The 17,252-nt window shown below is 71.3% G+C and carries 18 protein-coding genes; 6 read left to right on the top strand and 12 right to left on the bottom strand.

The window, feature by feature from the left end; translation table 11 throughout:
* Positions 1 to 17: 17 nt before the first annotated feature.
* Positions 18 to 1,154 (bottom strand): acyl-CoA dehydrogenase family protein, encoded by a 1,137-nt coding sequence (locus ABZX11_RS08345; RefSeq protein WP_354911041.1) that lies wholly within the window; start codon positions 1,152 to 1,154, stop codon positions 18 to 20.
* 101 nt (positions 1,155 to 1,255) lie between these two features.
* On the opposite strand from ABZX11_RS08345, the gene ABZX11_RS08340 reads away from it, so the two are divergent.
* The 4 genes from ABZX11_RS08340 (at position 1,256) to ABZX11_RS08325 (ending at position 5,741) form a co-directional block, all read left to right on the top strand.
* A complete protein-coding gene (locus ABZX11_RS08340) occupies positions 1,256 to 1,837 on the top strand; it encodes a TetR/AcrR family transcriptional regulator (RefSeq protein ID WP_354911038.1) in 582 nt (193 codons plus the stop codon).
* A gap of 41 nt (positions 1,838 to 1,878) precedes the next feature.
* Positions 1,879 to 2,820, top strand: a complete 942-nt coding sequence (locus ABZX11_RS08335; protein ID WP_354911036.1) for a carbohydrate kinase — start codon at positions 1,879 to 1,881, stop codon at positions 2,818 to 2,820.
* A gap of 197 nt (positions 2,821 to 3,017) precedes the next feature.
* Positions 3,018 to 4,334 (top strand): citrate synthase, encoded by a 1,317-nt coding sequence (locus ABZX11_RS08330; protein WP_354911033.1) that lies wholly within the window; start codon positions 3,018 to 3,020, stop codon positions 4,332 to 4,334.
* A 60-nt stretch (positions 4,335 to 4,394) separates the two neighbouring features.
* Positions 4,395 to 5,741, top strand: a complete 1,347-nt coding sequence (locus tag ABZX11_RS08325; protein WP_354911031.1) for a deoxyribodipyrimidine photo-lyase — start codon at positions 4,395 to 4,397, stop codon at positions 5,739 to 5,741.
* Between the two features lie 40 nt (positions 5,742 to 5,781).
* Here the strand turns inward: ABZX11_RS08325 and ABZX11_RS08320 are convergent, their stop codons facing one another.
* The 6 genes from ABZX11_RS08320 to ABZX11_RS08295 all read right to left on the bottom strand — a co-directional run bounded on the left by ABZX11_RS08320 (position 5,782) and on the right by ABZX11_RS08295 (position 10,859).
* Positions 5,782 to 6,972: an ABC transporter permease gene (locus ABZX11_RS08320; RefSeq protein WP_354911028.1), complete on the bottom strand. Its 1,191-nt coding sequence runs from the start codon at positions 6,970 to 6,972 to the stop codon at positions 5,782 to 5,784.
* A complete protein-coding gene (locus tag ABZX11_RS08315; RefSeq protein WP_354911025.1) occupies positions 6,969 to 7,889 on the bottom strand; it encodes an ATP-binding cassette domain-containing protein in 921 nt (306 codons plus the stop codon). The genes ABZX11_RS08320 and ABZX11_RS08315 overlap by 4 nt, the downstream gene beginning before the upstream one ends.
* Positions 7,882 to 8,430 (bottom strand): hypothetical protein, encoded by a 549-nt coding sequence (locus ABZX11_RS08310; RefSeq protein WP_176174639.1) that lies wholly within the window; start codon positions 8,428 to 8,430, stop codon positions 7,882 to 7,884. Before ABZX11_RS08310 ends, ABZX11_RS08315 begins: the two co-directional genes overlap by 8 nt.
* On the bottom strand, positions 8,427 to 8,696 hold the full coding sequence (locus ABZX11_RS08305; RefSeq protein WP_176174640.1) for a helix-turn-helix transcriptional regulator: 270 nt from the start codon (positions 8,694 to 8,696) through the stop codon (positions 8,427 to 8,429). The genes ABZX11_RS08310 and ABZX11_RS08305 overlap by 4 nt, the downstream gene beginning before the upstream one ends.
* Positions 8,697 to 8,760: 64 nt before the next feature.
* Complete coding sequence (locus tag ABZX11_RS08300; RefSeq protein ID WP_354911021.1) at positions 8,761 to 10,299, bottom strand: glycerol-3-phosphate dehydrogenase/oxidase; 1,539 nt, start codon at positions 10,297 to 10,299, stop codon at positions 8,761 to 8,763.
* The gene (locus tag ABZX11_RS08295; protein ID WP_354911484.1) at positions 10,296 to 10,859 is read right to left on the bottom strand and encodes a helix-turn-helix domain-containing protein; all 564 of its coding nucleotides are present in this window, start codon (positions 10,857 to 10,859) and stop codon (positions 10,296 to 10,298) included. The genes ABZX11_RS08300 and ABZX11_RS08295 overlap by 4 nt, the downstream gene beginning before the upstream one ends.
* A gap of 97 nt (positions 10,860 to 10,956) precedes the next feature.
* On the opposite strand from ABZX11_RS08295, the gene ABZX11_RS08290 reads away from it, so the two are divergent.
* Complete coding sequence (locus ABZX11_RS08290; RefSeq protein ID WP_354911020.1) at positions 10,957 to 12,576, top strand: FAD-binding oxidoreductase; 1,620 nt, start codon at positions 10,957 to 10,959, stop codon at positions 12,574 to 12,576.
* On the opposite strand, the gene ABZX11_RS08285 is transcribed toward ABZX11_RS08290, so the two are convergent.
* The 4 genes from ABZX11_RS08285 to ABZX11_RS08270 form a co-directional block, all read right to left on the bottom strand.
* Positions 12,554 to 12,721, bottom strand: coding sequence for a hypothetical protein (locus tag ABZX11_RS08285; RefSeq protein ID WP_354911018.1), 168 nt, complete (start codon positions 12,719 to 12,721; stop codon positions 12,554 to 12,556). The genes ABZX11_RS08290 and ABZX11_RS08285 overlap by 23 nt on opposite strands.
* A 65-nt stretch (positions 12,722 to 12,786) precedes the next feature.
* Positions 12,787 to 13,884 (bottom strand): S-(hydroxymethyl)mycothiol dehydrogenase, encoded by a 1,098-nt coding sequence (locus ABZX11_RS08280; RefSeq protein ID WP_354911015.1) that lies wholly within the window; start codon positions 13,882 to 13,884, stop codon positions 12,787 to 12,789.
* Positions 13,885 to 13,986: 102 nt separating this feature from the next.
* On the bottom strand, positions 13,987 to 14,481 hold the full coding sequence (locus ABZX11_RS08275) for an HAD domain-containing protein (protein ID WP_354911012.1): 495 nt from the start codon (positions 14,479 to 14,481) through the stop codon (positions 13,987 to 13,989).
* A gap of 50 nt (positions 14,482 to 14,531) precedes the next feature.
* A complete protein-coding gene (locus ABZX11_RS08270; RefSeq protein ID WP_354911010.1) occupies positions 14,532 to 15,383 on the bottom strand; it encodes a sigma-70 family RNA polymerase sigma factor in 852 nt (283 codons plus the stop codon).
* Positions 15,384 to 15,461: 78 nt separating this feature from the next.
* Between ABZX11_RS08270 and ABZX11_RS08265 the strand changes: the two genes are divergently transcribed.
* A complete protein-coding gene (locus ABZX11_RS08265; protein WP_176174647.1) occupies positions 15,462 to 15,911 on the top strand; it encodes a carboxymuconolactone decarboxylase family protein in 450 nt (149 codons plus the stop codon).
* A gap of 40 nt (positions 15,912 to 15,951) precedes the next feature.
* Here the strand turns inward: ABZX11_RS08265 and ABZX11_RS08260 are convergent, their stop codons facing one another.
* Positions 15,952 to 17,214, bottom strand: a complete 1,263-nt coding sequence (locus tag ABZX11_RS08260; protein WP_354911007.1) for a peptidase C39 family protein — start codon at positions 17,212 to 17,214, stop codon at positions 15,952 to 15,954.
* Positions 17,215 to 17,252: the final 38 nt, after the last annotated feature.

Here is a 17,252-nt window from a genome sequence, read left to right as displayed (position 1 = left end):
CGGGTCGCTGGATCGGGTTACGCCTTCTTCAGCTCGCGCGCGATGACCATCCGCTGGATCTGGTTCGTCCCCTCGAAGATCTGCGGCACCTTCGCCTCGCGCATGTACCGCTCCACCGGGAAGTCCCGCGTGTACCCGGCGCCGCCGAGGACCTGGACCGCGTCCGTCGTCACCTTCATCGCGCCGTCCGTCGCCACCAGCTTGGCGATCGAGGCCTGGCGCTGGAACGGCATCCCGCGGTCGCGGCGCCGGGCCGCGTCCAGGTAGCAGGCCCGGGACGACTCCACCACCGCCGCCATGTCCGCCAGCAGGAATTCGACGCCCTGGAAGTCGATGATCGGGCGGCCGAACTGCGAGCGCCCCTTCGCGTACGCCACCGCTTCGTCCAGCGCCGCCTGCGCCAGGCCCACCGCGCACGCCGCGATCCCGAGCCGGCCCGAGCTCAGCGACGACAGCGCGATGCGGAGCCCGGCACCCGGGTCGCCCAGTAGCCGCTCGGCGGGCACGCGGGCGCCGTCGAAGATCATCTGGGCCGTCGGGGAGCCGGTCAGGCCCATCTTCCGCTCGCGGGGTGCGGCCGAGAGCCCCGGAGTCGACGAGTCGACCAGGAGACACGAGATTTCGTCCGAACCCGTGCGGACCATCGTCGTGTAGAAGTCCGCCACGCCCGCGTGCGTGATCCACGCCTTCGTGCCGTTGACGACGTAGTCCGAGCCGTCGAGCCGGGCGCGAGTCGACAGCGCCGCCGCGTCCGAACCCGCGTTCGTCTCCGACAGCGCGTACGCGCCCAGCAGCGAGCCTTCGAGCATGTCCGGCAGCCACCGGTCGCGCTGCTCGTCGGTGCCGTACTCAGCCAGCCCGTAGCAGGACATCGTGTGCACCGACAGCCCGACGCCGACCGTCATCCACGCCGTCGCGATCTCCTCCAGGACCTGCAGGTAGACCTCGTACGGCACCTCGCCGCCACCCCAGCGCTCGCGGTAGGGCAGGCCGAGCAGGCCGGACTTGCCGAGCAGCCGGAACTGCTCGCGCGGGAACTGCTCGGCCTCTTCGGCCGCTGCTGCCCGGGGCGCAAGCTCGTCGCGCGCGATCTCGGTGGCCAAGGCGACCAGGTCCTCGGCCTCCGAGGAAGGCAGCAGGCGTTCGGCGGGCATCGTCGTCCTCCAAAACGGTACTGAAAACAGTACTGTGGGCTAGTTCAGAGTACTGTACGGCAGGACTGGGGACGCCGGAAGACGTAGGAGATAGTGAGCCGATGCGCCCCGAACCCCGACGACGGCCGACCGCCCGCCAGCAGGCGCTGCTCGGCGAGCTCGAGGCGCTCTTCCTGGCCGAGGGTTTCGCCGTCTTCACCCTGGACGACCTCGCCGGCCGCCTGCGCTGCTCGAAGTCGACCCTCTACGCGCTCGCGCCCAGCAAGGAGCAGCTCGCCGTCAAGGTGGTCACCCGGTTCTTCCGGGGCGCCGCCGAGCGGATCGAGGAGCGCGTCGCCGGGATCGACGACGCCCGCAAGCTCATCGGCGAGTACCTGGCCGGGGTCGCCGAGCAGCTCAACCGGGCGTCGGCGGCCTTCATGCGCGATCTCGCCGAGTTCGGCCCGGCCCGCGACGCCTACCAGCTCAACAGCCGGTTCGCCGCGCGGCGGCTCCGGCAGTTCATCGACAAGGGCGTCGCCGACGGGGTGTTCCGCGACGTCCACGCCCGGCTGGTGGCCGAGATGGCCGGGCTGATCATCGAGGGCATCCAGACCGGCGTGCTCGGCGGCCGGCTCGACGTCTCCGACGCCGAGGCGTTCACCGCTTTGGGGGAACTGCTCCTCGGCGGGTTGAACAAATAGCGGACAGGAATTGTCAGCCGGAACTCCATTAAACTCCCGGCGTGATCGTCGTAGGCGGAGAAGCTCTGGTCGACCTGGTTCCCGGCGACCCCCTGGATTCCACTGTGGACGGTGGGCTGCGCGCGCTGCTGCCCCGCCTGGGCGGCGGCCCGTACAACGTCGCGCTGGCCGCCGGGCGGCTCGGCGTCCCGGCTTCGTTCCTCTCGCGCGTTTCGACCGACCGCTTCGGCGACGCGATGGTCGAGCGGCTGCACGCCTCCGCCGTCGACACGTCGCTGCTGCAGCGCGGTGACGAGCCCACGACGCTGGCCGTCGTGGCGCTCGACGCGAAGGGCGCCGCGCGCTACACGTTCTACGTCGAGGGCACCGCCGACCGGCTGGTCGCGGATCCCGGGCCGCTGGCGGGAGATGTGACAGCGCTCTCACTCGGCACGCTCGGCATGGTCCTCGAGCCCGGCGCTTCGGCGTACGAGACGATGCTGCGGCGCGAAGCGGCCCGCGGCGTGCTGACCGTGCTCGACCCGAACATCCGCGAGGCGCTCATCGCCGACCCGGCCGCCTACCGGGCCCGGTTCGCGTCCTGGCTGCCGGACGTCCGGCTGCTGAAGATCTCCGACGACGACGCCGCGTGGCTGACCGAAGGCGCCGACCCGGTCGCCGCCGCGAAGACGTGGATCGAGTCCGGTGTGGACGCCGTGGTGCTCACCCGGGGCGCCGACGGGCTTTCGGTGATCACCGCCGCAGGTGAGCTGGCCCACGTGCCGTCGCGGAAGGTCACCGTCGTGGACACCATCGGGGCGGGCGACACCGTGCACGGCGCGCTGCTGGCCTGGTTGCACACCCGCGAGGTCACCGACCTGGGCTCCCTCGACGCCGGCGCGTGGCGGGAGGCACTCGCGTTCGCGGCGAAAGCGGCGTCGATCACGGTGTCCCGCAGCGGCGCCGAGCCGCCCACGTCGGCCGACATGGCGGCTACCGTGTGAACCTGGTCCCAAAGGGGGCCCCGGGAGCAACGTCACCGCTGCGCGAAGGCGGGTTTCTCGACTAACGTTGAGGGGCATTCTTCATACCCCAGCGGGGCGGTGTGCAGCGAGGCGCCAGTGTTTCCTCGCGTGAACACGTGGCTACCTGTGGAACGTACAGGCGCCGCCGGCCCGTGCCCAACGTGAGAGGGACTTGCATGTCCGACGCGACGACTGCGGGGCAGTCCGGCGGCGAAACCGCGAAGCTGACCCTGCCGAGTGGCGAGCACGAGTTCAAGATCGTTCACCCGGTCGAGGGCGCGCCCGGGATCGAGCTGGGCAAGCTGCTGGCGCAGACGGGGTACATCACCTACGACCCCGGCTTCGTCAACACCGGTGCCGCGTCGTCCGCCATCGCCTACATCGACGGTGACGCCGGGATCCTCCGCTACCGCGGGTACCCGATCGAGCAGCTGGCCGAGAAGTCGACCTTCATCGAGGTCTCCTACCTGCTCATCTACGGCGAGCTGCCGACCGAGGCCCAGCTGGCCGACTTCACCGAGAAGATCCAGCGGCACACGCTGCTCCACGAGGACCTGAAGGCGTTCTTCAGCGGCTTCCCGCGCGACGCCCACCCGATGCCGGTCCTGTCGAGCGCGGTGTCGGCGCTGTCGACCTTCTACCAGGACTCGCTCAACCCGTTCGACGAGCCGAACGTGGAGCTGTCGACGATCCGGCTGCTCGCCAAGGTGCCGACGCTGGCCGCGTACGCGTACAAGAAGTCGGTCGGCCAGCCGCTGCTGTACCCGGACAACTCGCTCGGCCTGGTCGAGAACTTCCTCCGGATGACCTTCGGCTTCCCGGCCGAGCCGTATGACGTCGACCCGGACGTCGTCAAGGCGCTCGACCTGCTGTTCATCCTGCACGCCGACCACGAGCAGAACTGCTCGACCTCGACCGTGCGCCTGGTCGGCTCGTCCGAGGCGAACCTGTTCGCCTCGATCTCGGCCGGCATCAACGCGCTGTTCGGCCCGCTGCACGGCGGCGCGAACGCGGCGGTGCTCGACATGCTGGAGGGCATCCAGGCCGACGGCGGCGACGTCGCCAAGTTCGTCGAGCGCGTGAAGAACAAGGAAAAGGGCGTGAAGCTGATGGGCTTCGGGCACCGGGTCTACAAGAACTACGACCCGCGCGCGAAGATCATCAAGAACACCGCGGACGAGATCCTCGGCAAGCTGAAGGGCGGCGACCAGCTGCTCGACATCGCGAAGAAGCTCGAAGAGGTCGCGCTTTCCGACGACTACTTCGTTTCGCGCAAGCTGTACCCGAACGTGGACTTCTACACCGGCCTGATCTACCGGGCGCTGGGCTTCCCGACGAAGTTCTTCACGGTGCTGTTCGCGCTGGGCAGGCTCCCGGGCTGGATCGCGCACTGGCGCGAGATGATCAACGACCCGGCCACCAAGATCGGCCGCCCGCGGCAGATCTACACCGGCCACGCGACCCGGGACTACGTCCCGAGGTCGGAGCGCTGATTCGATTCAAGCGAACGTCCCGCCGTGCATTTGCCCGGCGGGACGTTTACGTTTACCGGCGTGACCCGAGAAGCCCCCGTTGTCCTGTGGTTCCGTCGTGACCTTCGGCTGGGTGACCACGCCGCCCTGCTGGAGGCGTCGAAGCACAGCAAGCACGTGCTCGCGCTGTACGTCCTCGACGAGGCACTGCTGAAGCCGGGTGGCGCGCCGCGGGAAGCGTTCCTGTACGGGTGTCTCGAAAAGCTGAACGACCAGCTCGGCGGCCGCCTGATGCTGGTGCACGGCGACCCGGCGACCGAGGTCGTCCGCGCGGCGCGCAAGATCGGCGCCGCCGCGGTGCACGTCAGCGCGGACACCGGTCCCTATGGCCGCCGCCGGGACGACGCGGTCGCGAAAGCGTTGGCGGAGCACAACATCGACTGGGTCGAGACGGGTTCGCCGTACGCGGTGACGCCGGGCCGGGTCACCAAGCCGGACGGCAGCCCGTACCGCGTCTTCACCCCGTTCTTCCGCGCCTGGACCGCGCGGGGCTGGCACTCGCCCGCCGACACCGGACCGTCCCTTGTGGACTGGGTCGAACCGCCGCGCTCGCTGAAGGTCCCGCGTGCGCCGAAGGTCTCCGCCGCGCTGCCCGAGCCGGGGGAGAAGGCGGCGCTGGACGTCTGGCACGCGTTCCTCGAAGACGGCATCGAGACCTACGACGAGGATCGCGACCGCCCGGACCGCGAAGGGACCACGCGGCTTTCGCCGTACCTGCGCTGGGGCTGCATCCACCCGCGGACGATCCTGGCGGACCTGTCCGGCGACGACCGCGTGGGCGCGAAGTCGCTGCGCAGCGAGATCTGCTGGCGGGAATTCCACGCCGACGTGTTGTGGCACCGCCCGGAAACGGCGCGGCAGAACTACGACAAGCGCTTCGACGGCATGAAGCACGACGACGACCCCGAGGCGTTCACGCGGTGGTGCGAGGGCCGCACGGGCTACCCGATCGTGGACGCCGGGATGCGGCAGCTGCTGGCCGAGGGCTGGATGCACAACCGGGTGCGGATGGTCGTCGCGAGCTTCCTGGTGAAGGACCTGCACCTGCCGTGGTGGCTGGGCGCCCGCCACTTCATGAAGCACCTGGTGGACGGCGACCTGGCCTCGAACCAGCTGAACTGGCAGTGGGTCGCGGGCTGCGGCACCGACGCGGCCCCGTACTTCCGGATCTTCAACCCGACGACGCAGGGGGAGAAGTTCGACCCGCAGGGGGACTACGTGCGGAAGTACGTGCCGGAGCTGCGATCGGTGGCGGGCAAGGCGGTGCACAAGCTGAAGGACCGTCCCGCCGACTACCCGGAGCCGATGGTCGACCACGGCCACGAGCGCCAGGTGTCCCTGGAGCGGTACGGCAAGATCACGTCGTGAGGGTTCAGGAGGACAGAACCCTCCTGAGCCCTCACGAGGGTCAGCCGCGCAGAGCCTCCGACAGCTTGATCCGGCTGCCGATCCGCAGCACGCTGTTGCCGTAGATCTTCCCGCCCACCCAAGTCAGCACCGCCACCAACGCGACGGTCAGCCCCAGCGACAGCCCGATCTCCCACCCCGCCGCCGCGCCCGTCGAGATCCGGGCCGGCATCAGGATCGGCGAGAGCAGCGGGATCAGCGAGACGATCCTCGTCGCCGAGCCCGCCGGGTTCTGGACCAGCAGGTTGAACCCCGCGATGAACCCGACCACCAGGATGATGTTCAGCGGCCCGACCACCGACTGGGTGTCCTCCTGCCGGGACACCAGCGACCCGAGCGCGCCGTAGATCGTGGCGTACAACAGGAAGCCCAGCAGGTACCAGAGCAGGCCCCACAGCACCGCACCCGTCGCGAAGCCGGACAGCGTGAACACGCCGGTCGCCGTCGCCGCGCCCAGGCCGACCACCGCGAGGATGACCAGCTGGGTCAGCCCGACCAGGCCGAGCCCGATCACCTTGCCCAGCAGCAGCTGCCACGGCCGGACGCTGGCCAGCAGGATCTCCACGACCCGGCTCGACTTCTCCTCGACCACACCCTGTGCCACCATCATCCCGTAGGTGATGATGCTCATGTACAGCAGGAACGCCACGACCAGCCCGACCACCAGCCGCTGCGTCTGATCCGCCGGCTGCGGCGAGAGCGCGTCGTCCTGCACGTGGGTGCCGTTGACCCTGGCCATCACCTCGGCCGGCTCCAGCTGCGCGGACGACAGCACGCCGTCGAGCACCTGCTGCTGGGCGACCTGGTCGAGCACCCGGCGCAGCTGGTCGTCCAAAGAGGACTTGTAGGTCGCGGTCAGCTGCGCCGCGCTGCCCGAGACGAGCGCGTCGAGGTCGCCGTCCTCGACCTTCTTGCGGCCGTCCGCCGGGTCGGTGACGACGACCGTGCTGATCTCGCGACCCGACAGCGCCGCTTCGGTCTGCAGCTGCCGGGCGATCCCGATCGCCTGGCCGGTCAGCCCGACGGTGTTCTTGTCCGACGACTTGGCCAGCGACGTCTGGAAGAAGACGTACCCCAGCAGCAGCACCAGCAGCACGCCGGTGCCGACGACGAACGACCTCGTGCGCAGCCGGGTGTTCAGCTCGCGCTTCAGCACGAGCCAGACGGCGCGGCGGCCACTCAACGTCCTCATCGCGGTTCCCCCTCGGCCGGCGCGGACACGGCGTCGCGGAAGAGCTCGGTGAGCGAGCGGCGACGCCGGCTGAATTCGGTGACCGGCCCGGTCGCCAGCGCGGCGGCGAGCACGGCCTGGTCGTCCGCGCTCGGTTCGAGATCGAGCACGGTGGTGGTGCCGTGCTGCTCCAGCACGCGCACCCCGGGCAGGCCCGCGGCCCAGCCGTTGGCCGCGGCCGGCGCCGTCACGACGAGCTTGCTGCGTGCGCCGGAGGTCAGTTCCGCGACCGTGCCGACGGCGACCATCCGGCCGCCGCGGATGATCCCGACCCGGTCGCACAGCCGCTCGACGAGGTCGAGCTGGTGGCTGGAGAACACGACCGGCACCCCCGCGGCGGCCTTCTCCCGCAGGACAGCGCTCATCACGTCGACGGCGAGCGGGTCGAGGCCGGAGAACGGCTCGTCGAGCACCAGCACGGCGGGGTCGTGCACCAGCGCCGCGGCGAGCTGGACGCGCTGCTGGTTGCCGAGGGACAGCTTCTGCACCTCGTCCTTGCGGCGCTCGGCCAGCCCGAGCCGGGTGATCCAGGTTTCGGCGTTGCGGTGGGCTTCGTTCGCGCTCAGCCCGTGCAGCTCGGCGAGGTAGACGAGCTGGTCGAGCACCTTCATCTTCGGGTACAGCCCGCGTTCCTCCGGCATGTAGCCGATGTGGGTGCGCGTCTCGTGGGTGACCGGCCTGCCGTCGAACCGGACCTCGCCACCGTCGGAGGCGAGCACGCCCAGCGCGATCCGCATGGTGGTGGTCTTGCCGGCGCCGTTGCTGCCGACGAAGCCGAACAGCTCGCCGGCGCGGACGTCGAACGAGACGCCGTCCAGCGCGACCTTGGCGCCGTAGCGCTTGGAGATCCCGTCGATCTCCAGTGTCCCCTCAGGCATTCCCCATCCCCTCTTCGAAATCCTCGGGGTCGTCGTCCGGCAGCGCCCAGCCCAGCACGATGGCCGGGACGGTGGTGCCGGTGACCAGCAGCGCCGACAGCATCATCGCGCCGCGCAGGCCGCCTTCTTCGGTGTGGGCGACGACGATGCTGTAGATCATCGCGGCGATCATCAGGTAGCTCAGGATCTGGAAGGCGACGTAGGTGACGCGGTGGCGCCACTCGCGTTCGCGTTCGTCCAGCAGCCGGGAGAAGCCGCCGCTCATCCGGCCGGTGAGGATCCGCAGCAGCACGAACGTGCTGCCGCCGACCACCACGCTGCCCAGCCAGAGCGCGCCGAACAGCCCGTCGCCGCCCGTGGGGAAGACCGACGCGCCGGCGATCAGGCCGAGGTCGGCGAGCCCCAGGAGCGCGGCGAGGGCCCGGCGGCGGCGCCGGGTGCGCCAGCCGGGCAGCCGCTTGGCGTGCCGCAGCTCCCGCGCGTCCATCTTGTCCAGCTGACGTTCCCAGTAGGCAGCGAGACGGCCCGGTTGCTCGGTCATGCTCCCCCCTCGCGGTAGACCTGGGTGGAAAGAGGCGTGAACGGTTCGCGGCTGAAGACCGCCTCGACGGGCAGGTCGAACACCGCGCAGAGCCGGAACGCCAGGTCCAGGCTCGGGTAGTGGTCACCGCGTTCGAGCGCGCCGATGGTCTGCGGGTTGACGTCGACGGCGCTCGCCAGCGCGGCCCGGGTCATCCCCCGCTCGGCCCGGAGCACGGGAAGCCGGTTGTAGATCGGCAGCTCCTTGCCGCGTCTGACCGGACTCATGAACGTACTGTTGCAAAAACCCAACGACGCGTCAACTTAAGGGAACCTCAAGTCCGGTTGACGCTCAGCCGAGGCCGGCCAGCGATTTGTCGACGAGCTCCGCCACCCGTGCCCGCGCGGCTTCGGCGTCCGACGGGATCAGCGCCAGCCGCGTCCGGCGCTCCAGGACGTCCGCCACGTCCAGCGCACCTTCGTTCCGGACCGCCCAGACGACCTCGGCCGCGGTGATCTCCGTCCCCGGTCCGACCGGGGTCGCGAACTCCGCGTCCAGCTCGCCCAGTGCCGCCACGCGCGGCGCCTCGGTGCCGTACCGCGCCACCAGGCGCGGCGAAGCGTCCACAAGGGACAACTCCGACCGCGGAGCCGCGCCCAGCAACGGCAACCGGGCCGTGCGGCACGGGGGAGCCGCGAACCCGGCGAGGCGAACCGCCGCGTCGACGGCGTCCTCGGCCATCCGGCGGTACGTCGTCAGCTTGCCGCCCACCACGGTCAACAGCCCATCGGACCCCACCAGGACGGCGTGCTTGCGGGACAGGTCGGCCGACCGGCCGCCGCCCTCTACCAGCGGGCGCAGGCCCGCGTACGACCCGGCGATGTCGGCGCGCGTGAGCGGCCGCGACAGAACCGAGGAAGCCAGCGTCAGCAGGAAGTCCACATCGGACTCCGGAACCACCGGCACCGGGGGGATCGGGCCCGAAACGGGCTCGTCGGTCAGTCCCAGGTAGACCCGGCCGTCCGGCTGGGGCAGCAGGAAGACGAACCGGTTCGTCTCCCCGGGCACGCCGATGTTCACCGACGTCGTCCCCATCGGCACCGTCCCCGGCGCCAGCACCAGGTGCGAACCCAGTGACGGACGCAGCCGCACCGCGCCCGTCAGCGTTCCCGCCCACACGCCGGTCGCGTTGACCACCTGCCGCGCGTGGATGTCCACTGTGGAGCCGGAGAGGCCGTCGCGGGCCTGGACGCGGTCCGCCGAGAGCGAAGTGGCCGAAAGCCGCGTGAGGATCCGCGCGCCGAACGAGGCCGCCGTCCTGGCGAGGGTCACCACCAGGCGGGCGTCGTCGACCAACGCTCCGTCGTAGGCCAGCAGGGCGCCGCGCAACCCGTGTGCGTACAGGCCCGGCGCCAGCGCCAAGGCCTCCACCGGGGGGATCGAACGCGGCCGCGGCAGCACCGACGACGGCGTGCGCGCCGCCCGGCGCAGCAGGTCACCGGCTCGCAGGCCGGCCGCGACCACCTTCTCCTGCGTGCGGGATGTGCTGGGGTACAACGGGAACAGCTGCGGCATCGCGCGGGTGAGGTGCGGTGCCGTGCGCGTCATCATGATCCCGCGCTCCACCGCGCTCTCGTGCGCCAGGCCGAGCTCGCCGTGCGCCAGGTACCGCAGGCCGCCGTGGACCAGCTTCGACGACCAGCGGGACGTCCCGAACGCCAGGTCGTGGGCCTCCACCAGGGCCACCGACAGCCCGCGCGAAGCCGCGTCCAGCGCGATACCCGTGCCGGTGACGCCACCGCCGACCACGACGATGTCCACGCGCTCGCCCGAGGCCAGCTCCGCCAGTTCGCGTTCGCGGCGCCGCGCGTTGAGCGAGCCCGGCGTCATGGCCGCAGGGCCGCGTCGAGCACGTGCTTGAACTCGGCGATCAGCGCCGCTTCGTCGAGGTCCGCGGTGGCCGGCCGCAGCGAGAACGCGAAGGACTGCACGACCAGCAGCACCGACCGGGACTGCACCGCGACCGGCGCCCGCCGGATCGAGCCGTCCTGGTGGCCGGCCTCCAGGAGCTGGTGCAGGGCCTGCTCGGCGAACTTCTGCGTCGCGCCGAGCCGCTCCACGATGTACGGCAGGACCAGTTCCGGGTCGACGTCGAGCAGCGTGCGGAACAGCGGGTCGGTCGACAGCGCGCGGACGCCGGCCTCCGCGATCAGCACGAGCCGGTCGCGGCTGTGCGCCGCGTCGGCGCCGCGCTCGCTCGCCGTGCGCAGCAGCCCGCTGAACTCGCGGGTCATCAGCGCCGCGAGCACGCTGCGGACGTCCGGGAACCGGCGGTAGACCGTCATCCGGCTGACCCGGGCGGTGCGGGCGATCTCGGCGAGTGTGGTGCGGCGCACACCGACGGCCAGCACGCACGAGCGCGCGGCGTCGAGCAGCACGTCATCGGCCACCCGGGTCGCCGTCTGGCGGCTGCGGGTGTCGGCGAGCGCGGAGGAACCCGCGGTCTGCGTGGTGTGACGTTTTACGTCCATGTGTCACACTGTAGTCGTGAACGCGCTCATTGACCACCGCCTCCGCCAGTCGTGGACCGCGGAAGCCGCCGGCGCCGCCCCGCTGCCCGCGCGGGCGGCCAAGTGGCTTGAACAGCGTATCGGTCCGACGGCCCCCGGCGCCGCCTCCGCGCCGGATGTGTCGGTGAAAATACCGTCACCGAACTTGTCGAAATCTGCAGGGGAAGCGCTCTCCGAGGTCGTCGGCGCGGAGAACGTGCTGGTCGACGGCGCGGCGCGGCTCGCGCGGGCGACCGGCCTGTCCTACCTCGACCTCCTGCGGCGCCGTTCGCCCTCCGCGGACTTCCCGGTGCCCGACGCGGTCGTGCTGCCTGCCGACCCGGACGAGGTCCAGGCGGTCCTCGACGTCTGCGTGCGGCACGACGTCGGAGTCGTGCCCTTCGGCGGCGGGACGTCGGTGGTCGGCGGCGTCTCGGCGTTGCCCGGCGAGAAGACCGCGGTGATCGCGCTGGACCTCGTCCGGCTCGACGCGCTGGTGTCGGTGGACGCCGAATCACGCATCGCCGTCCTGCAGGCCGGCGTCCGCGGCCCCGAAGCCGAGCGGCTGCTCGCCGGGCACGGCCTGACGCTCGGGCACGTCCCGCAGTCCTACGAGCGCGCCACCATCGGCGGCTTCGCGGCGACCCGCTCGGCCGGTCAGGCGTCGTCGGGCTACGGGCGGTTCGAAGACATGGTCACCGGCGTCCGGCTGGCCACCCCGCGCGGCCCGTGGAAGCTCGGCGTCGCGCCGGCGTCCGCGGCCGGGCCGGACCTGCGCCAGCTCGCCGTCGGCAGCGAGGGCACGCTCGGCGTGATCACCGAGGTCGCGCTGCGGGTGCGGCCGGCGCCCGCGGTCCGGCGCTACGAGGGGTACGCGCTGCCGGGCTGGGCGGCCGGCGCCGAGGCGGTGCGGGACCTCGCGCAGCACCACGCGCTCGCCGACGTCACCCGGCTGTCCGATGTGGACGAGACCGAGGTGTCGCTCGCACTGAACGCCGGGCTGAAGACGGCGGCGCTGCGCCGCTACCTCGCCGCGCGCGGCGTCCGAAGGCCGTGTTTCCTCATCGTGGGCTGGGAAGGCACGGCGCACGACGTGGCGCTGCGCCGCCGCGAGACGACGCGGCGGCTCAAGGCCGCGGGCGCCGTGCGCGTCGGCAAGGCGCTCGGCGAATCGTGGCGGCACGGCCGGTTCGCCGGGCCGCGGCAGCGCGATACGTTGCTGGACATGGGCATCTGCGTGGAGACGCTCGAAACGGCCGCCTACTGGTCCAATGTGGACGAGCTGCGTGACGACGTCCGCGCGGCACTGACGGCCTCGCTGGGCCGTGCGATCGTGATGTGCCACATTTCGCACGCGTACGAGACGGGCGCGTCGCTGTACTTCACGGTGCTGACGGCCCGCGACGAAGCGGACCCGGTCGGCCAGTGGCAGCGCGCGAAGGCGGCGGCCTGCGAAGCGATCGCCGGCCTGGGCACGATTTCGCACCACCACGCCGTCGGGGTCGACCACGCGCCGTACCTGAGCGCGGAGATCGGCTCGCTGGGCGTGGAGGTGCTGCGCGCGGCGAAGTCCGCTGTGGATCCGACCGGGATCCTCAACCCGGGGAAGCTGGTGTGAGCACTTCGCAGGGCACGCCGTGGCCGTCGGCCGCGACGCCTTCGAGCCGGGCCGCTTCGCAGCGGTCCAGGACCGCCGGCTGGTCGTCGGCCACGCGGAAGCCGGCCGCCCACACCGCGGCGAGCCCGGCGCCGTCGACGTGCACGAACGAGTGGCCCGGCCGGGTGCCGGGGTACGGCTCGGCCGGGTACTCGTCGTCGGTGAACAGGGTCAGAACGTCACCACGCTGCGCAGGACCTCGCCGCGGTGCATGCGCTCGAAGGCCTGCTCGACGCCGTCGACGGCGATGCGCTCGGTGACGAACTTGTCCAGCGGCAGCCTGCCCTGCAGGTAGAGGTCGACGAGCATCGGGAAGTCGCGGCTGGGCAGGCAGTCGCCGTACCACGACGACTTGAGCGAGCCGCCGCGCGAGAAGAAGTCGATCAGCGGGAGGTCGTCCAGCCGCATCTCCGGCGTCGGCACGCCGACCAGCACGACCGTGCCGGCCAGGTCGCGCCCGTAGAACGCCTGCCGCCAGGTCTCGGGGCGGCCGACGGCGTCGATCACGACGTCGGGGCCGAACCCGTTGGTGGCCTCCTGCATTGCTTCGACGACCTGGTCTTCGGCCAGCCCGCGGCTGTTGATCGTGTGGGTCGCGCCGAAGTCCTCGGCCCAGCGGAGCTTCCGGTCGTCCATGTCGATCGCGACGATGGTGGTGGCGCCGGCCAGCTTGGCTCCGGCGATGGCGGCGTCGCCGACCCCACCGCAGCCGATGACGGCGACCGAGTCCCCGCGCGTGACGGCGCCGGTGTTGATGGCCGCGCCGAGCCCGGCCATGACACCGCATCCGAGCAGCCCGGCGACGGCGGGCTCGGCGGCCCGGTCGACCTTCGTGCACTGTCCGCTGTGGACGAGCGTCTTCTCGAGGAAGGCCCCGATGCCGAGGGCGGGCGAGAGCTTGGTCCCGTCGCTCAGCGTCATGGGCTGGGTGGCGTTGAAGGTGGAGAAGCAGTACCACGGCTTGCCGCGCCGGCAGGCCCGGCAGGTGCCGCAGACGGCACGCCAGTTGAGGATGACGTAGTCGCCCGGTTCGAGATCGGTGACGCCGTCGCCGACGGCCTCGACGACCCCGGCGGCCTCGTGGCCGAGCAGGAACGGGAAGTCGTCGTTGATCCCGCCTTCGCGGTAGTGCAGGTCGGTGTGGCAGACCCCGCAGGCCTGCACGTTCACGACGGCTTCGCCGGGCCCCGGATCGGGCACGAGGACGGTCTCCAGCGAGACGGGCTCGCCCTTCGCCCGCGAAACAACCCCCTGGACCTCGTACGGCATGCGAATCCACCTTCCGGCTCCGGCTCGTCCTGCCCGCAGCTAATCACGGATCATGCGGGGATGGCGACATCCGCATGAGTGAGGCTCGTGCAACGTGTTGCGTCATGCGCAACTGTGGGCGCTCCAGGCGGCGATGGTGGCCAAGTCTTGGCCGGTGAGGCCGGTGGCCGGGTCGACGGTGTGCAGGAGGGCCGGCTCCGGGTGGTGGCTCGCGATCCAGGCCCGGTCCGCGTCGGTCGTTTCGTCGTCGACCCAGGCGAACGGGCGGCCGGCCGCCCACGCGACGATCGGGCCGGTCTTCCAGTGCGGCCCGGCGGTGGGAAGGTTCTCGCCGGGTGGGTCTTCGTCCGGGAAGTCGAGCACCGGTAGCGGGGGCAGGCCGAGCAGCGGGGCGATGCACTCGTTGGCGTCTTCGAGCCACGTGGTGGCCCAGACGAGGTCGCACCCGAGGGCCAGCAGCCGCGGCCCGAGGCTCGGGTCGATGCGGGACAGCAGGGGATTGCCGTGGTCGGCGTCCGTGAAGGTTTCGTAGCCGCCGGCAGCGCGGCCGAACGGGATCAGCGGGCCGTCGACGTCGAGGAACAGCGGCGGGCGCATGGTCTCGGCAGTCTGGCACGGCGGGCGGGCCTCCGCCCCCGGCTGCCAGCTTATCGCCCACCACGGACAGTTCCGGGCGGCTCCGGCAGCTCCATCGACACCAGCTTCACCGGGTCCGCCACCGAAGCGATGCTCACGATCCGCCCGTCCACCACCGTGAAGGCCACCACCGACATCGGCGTCCCGTCCTCGCGCCACGCCACCACCCCCGGCAACCCGCCCACCAGCACCGCCCGGCCGCCCGCGGCCGCGCCGATGCGGGCTCCGGCCGCCACGTTCGTCGCCCCCAAGACCACCACCACTCCGTCCGGGGTGTCGACCGTCAAGCGGACCTCCGGGTCCAGCAGCTTCAGCAGCTGCTCGAAGTCGCCGTCGCGGGCCGCCGTCAAGAACGCCTCAACCACCTCGTGCTGCGAAGACCCCGTCGGCGGCGAGGGCGTCCGGACCTTCCGGCGGGCGCGGCTCGCCAGCATCTTGGCCGCCGCCGTGGATTTGCCCAGGATTCGGCCGATCTCCTCGAACGGGACCGCGAACAGGTCGTGCAGCACGAACGCCAGGCGCTCGCTCGGGCCGAGTGACTCCAGCACCACCAGCAACGCCAGCCCCACCGAGTCGGCCAGCTCCGCGTCCTCCTCCGGGGAGGCCACCGTCACGACGACCTCCTCGTACGCCGCTTCCGGACGCGCCCGGCGTGACCGCAGCACGTCCAGGCTGAGCCGGCCGACCACCGTCGTCAGCCAGCCTTCGAGGTTCTCGATCGTCGCCTCGTCCTGGCGGGACAGGCGCAGCCACGCCTCCTGGACCACGTCTTCGGCGTCCGTCTGGGACCCCAGGACGCGGCGGGCCACCGCGTGCAGCCGGTCGCGCTGTCCCTCGAACACCGAAGCCAACCTGTCGGACATGGTCGTTACCTTCCTCGCTCCCGCTCCGTCGTGGACATGACGGGCCCGGAGGGGCACAGGTAACGATGGAGGAAACCGATGGAACCACGGCTGAAGAGCCAGAGCAGTCCCGAGGTCACCGGCGCGGTCCAGCAGCTGTTCAAGGTCGTGTACGGCGCCGGCCTCGATCCGCTGCTGCTCGAGCTGGTCCACCTGCGGGCCAGCCAGATCAACGGCTGCGCGCCCTGCACCTACGCCGGCGTCCAGGCCGCGAAGAAGCAGGGGGAGACCGACGACCGGCTGCACAGCGTCGTCACCTGGCGGGAGACGCCGTTCTTCACCGAGCCGGAGCGGGCCGCGCTCGAACTGACCGAAGCCGCGACGCGGATCCAGGACGGGCAGCCCGGCGTCACCGACGAGGTCTGGGCGGCCGCCGCCGCGCACTTCGACGAAAAGCAGCTGTCCGCGATCGTCCTGCACATCGCGCTCACCGGCTTCTTCAACCGGATCAACCGCGCGGTCCGGGAGCAGGCGGGCAAGACCTGGTGAACCCGGCGGGGCGCCGGTCGCGGCGCCCCGCCGAGCCCGCTCACGCAGGCGTGATGATGTAGGCGACGCCGCCGGGGCCGCCCGCCACGGTGCCGTCCGCGCGGTACCGCTTCGTCCGCTGCCAGATCTTCTCGAACTGGTCGCGCTTGTAGATGTTCCGGACGCGGTCGTTGCTGCTCGAAGCCGGGTCGTTCGCGATCACGTCCCCGTCCTTGGTGAAGCCGACGACGACCATGATGTGGCCCGACGTGCCGTAGCCGGCGCCGTCGAGCTCCGAGGACAGGAACGACTGCGACGTGATCACCGGGATGCCGCGCACGATGTAGTCCTCGAGCTCGTTCAGCGAGTGCAGCCGCGTGATGTGGCCGCGCAGCCCGCGCGACGCGGCGTACGCGGTGTTGAACGGCCAGTTGCCGGTGCCGTCGTAGGCGTGGTCGTAGGTGTAGCGCGCGGCGAACGCCACCTGCGGGTCGACGTAGTCCGCCGGGATCCACGACATCTCCTCGGCCGACGGCTTCTTGCCCCAGTACTCGGCCACCATCTCCGTCGACGTCGGGCTGCACCAGGCTTCGCCGCCCCCGCCGTACTGCGGGAACTGTCCCTTGTGGAGGTTCTGCGCGTACGCGGGCACCTTCAGCTCGATCCCGGCGGCGCGTCCCGGCTTCGTCGTCTGCACGTCGAAGCGGTCCGGGACCGCCGAGGTCATCGCACCCAGCAGGCTCACCGTCGGCGTCGCGCCCGAGCCGCGTTCGCGGTAGAGGCTGACCCGCAGGTGGTACGACTTCAGCGTCACGCCGGTCTTCAGCACCAGCGTGTCGACGTCGACCAGCGCGTTCGCGTCGTCCTGGCCGTCGACGCTGGTGCGCAGGATGTCGGCGTCGCCGCCGGCCCAGCGCCCCATCACGTACCACGCGGTTTCGGCGCCCGCCGACGTCCGGCCCCGCGCCTCGACCTGCAGCCAGGTCTTCGCCGGCGTCTTCGCGTTCCACGACGCGACCAGCTGCGTCGCACCGAAGCCCTGCCGGTACTCCGGTGACGTCCACTGGCCGTATTCGTACGTTCTCGTCGTGCCCAGCTCGGGCTCGGTGTGCTCGACCGTGCCGACGGGGTGCGTGATGCGCAGGCCGTCGCGGGTGAGCGTGAGCCCGGCGAAGCCGCCTTCGTGGAAGCGGCCGCCGGTCCACTCGTGGTAGTCGATCGCCTCGTCGTCGCGGGGCCGGACCGGGCCGGCCGCCGCGACCTGCGTGGTTACCGCGGACAACACAACCACTGACAATAAGGTGAACAACTTGCGTGCGCGCATCGCGGCTCCCTGATCGACCCACCCAGTAGCCAGGGATT

The organism is Amycolatopsis sp. NPDC004169 (genome assembly GCF_040610315.1).
Lineage (GTDB): Bacteria > Actinomycetota > Actinomycetes > Mycobacteriales > Pseudonocardiaceae > Amycolatopsis.
The sequence above is the reverse complement of the archived record's forward strand: the minus strand, read 5'-3'. Positions and strand labels throughout refer to the sequence as shown.

Excerpts from the sequence above, each read along its gene's own strand:
- ABZX11_RS08275 (WP_354911012.1), bottom strand. The coding sequence starts at position 14,481 with ATGCGCCCGCCGCTGTTCCTCGACGTCGACGGCCCGCTGATCCCGTTC.
- ABZX11_RS08310 (WP_176174639.1), bottom strand. The coding sequence starts at position 8,430 with ATGACCGAGCAACCGGGCCGTCTCGCTGCCTACTGGGAACGTCAGCTG.
- ABZX11_RS08340 (WP_354911038.1), top strand. The coding sequence starts at position 1,256 with ATGCGCCCCGAACCCCGACGACGGCCGACCGCCCGCCAGCAGGCGCTG.
- ABZX11_RS08345 (WP_354911041.1), bottom strand. The coding sequence starts at position 1,154 with ATGCCCGCCGAACGCCTGCTGCCTTCCTCGGAGGCCGAGGACCTGGTC.
- ABZX11_RS08280 (WP_354911015.1), bottom strand. The coding sequence starts at position 13,884 with ATGCCGTACGAGGTCCAGGGGGTTGTTTCGCGGGCGAAGGGCGAGCCC.
- ABZX11_RS08330 (WP_354911033.1), top strand. The coding sequence starts at position 3,018 with ATGTCCGACGCGACGACTGCGGGGCAGTCCGGCGGCGAAACCGCGAAG.
- ABZX11_RS08260 (WP_354911007.1), bottom strand. The coding sequence starts at position 17,214 with ATGCGCGCACGCAAGTTGTTCACCTTATTGTCAGTGGTTGTGTTGTCC.
- ABZX11_RS08300 (WP_354911021.1), bottom strand. The coding sequence starts at position 10,299 with ATGACGCCGGGCTCGCTCAACGCGCGGCGCCGCGAACGCGAACTGGCG.
- ABZX11_RS08270 (WP_354911010.1), bottom strand. The coding sequence starts at position 15,383 with ATGTCCGACAGGTTGGCTTCGGTGTTCGAGGGACAGCGCGACCGGCTG.
- ABZX11_RS08305 (WP_176174640.1), bottom strand. The coding sequence starts at position 8,696 with ATGAGTCCGGTCAGACGCGGCAAGGAGCTGCCGATCTACAACCGGCTT.
- ABZX11_RS08320 (WP_354911028.1), bottom strand. The coding sequence starts at position 6,972 with ATGAGGACGTTGAGTGGCCGCCGCGCCGTCTGGCTCGTGCTGAAGCGC.
- ABZX11_RS08315 (WP_354911025.1), bottom strand. The coding sequence starts at position 7,889 with ATGCCTGAGGGGACACTGGAGATCGACGGGATCTCCAAGCGCTACGGC.
- ABZX11_RS08265 (WP_176174647.1), top strand. The coding sequence starts at position 15,462 with ATGGAACCACGGCTGAAGAGCCAGAGCAGTCCCGAGGTCACCGGCGCG.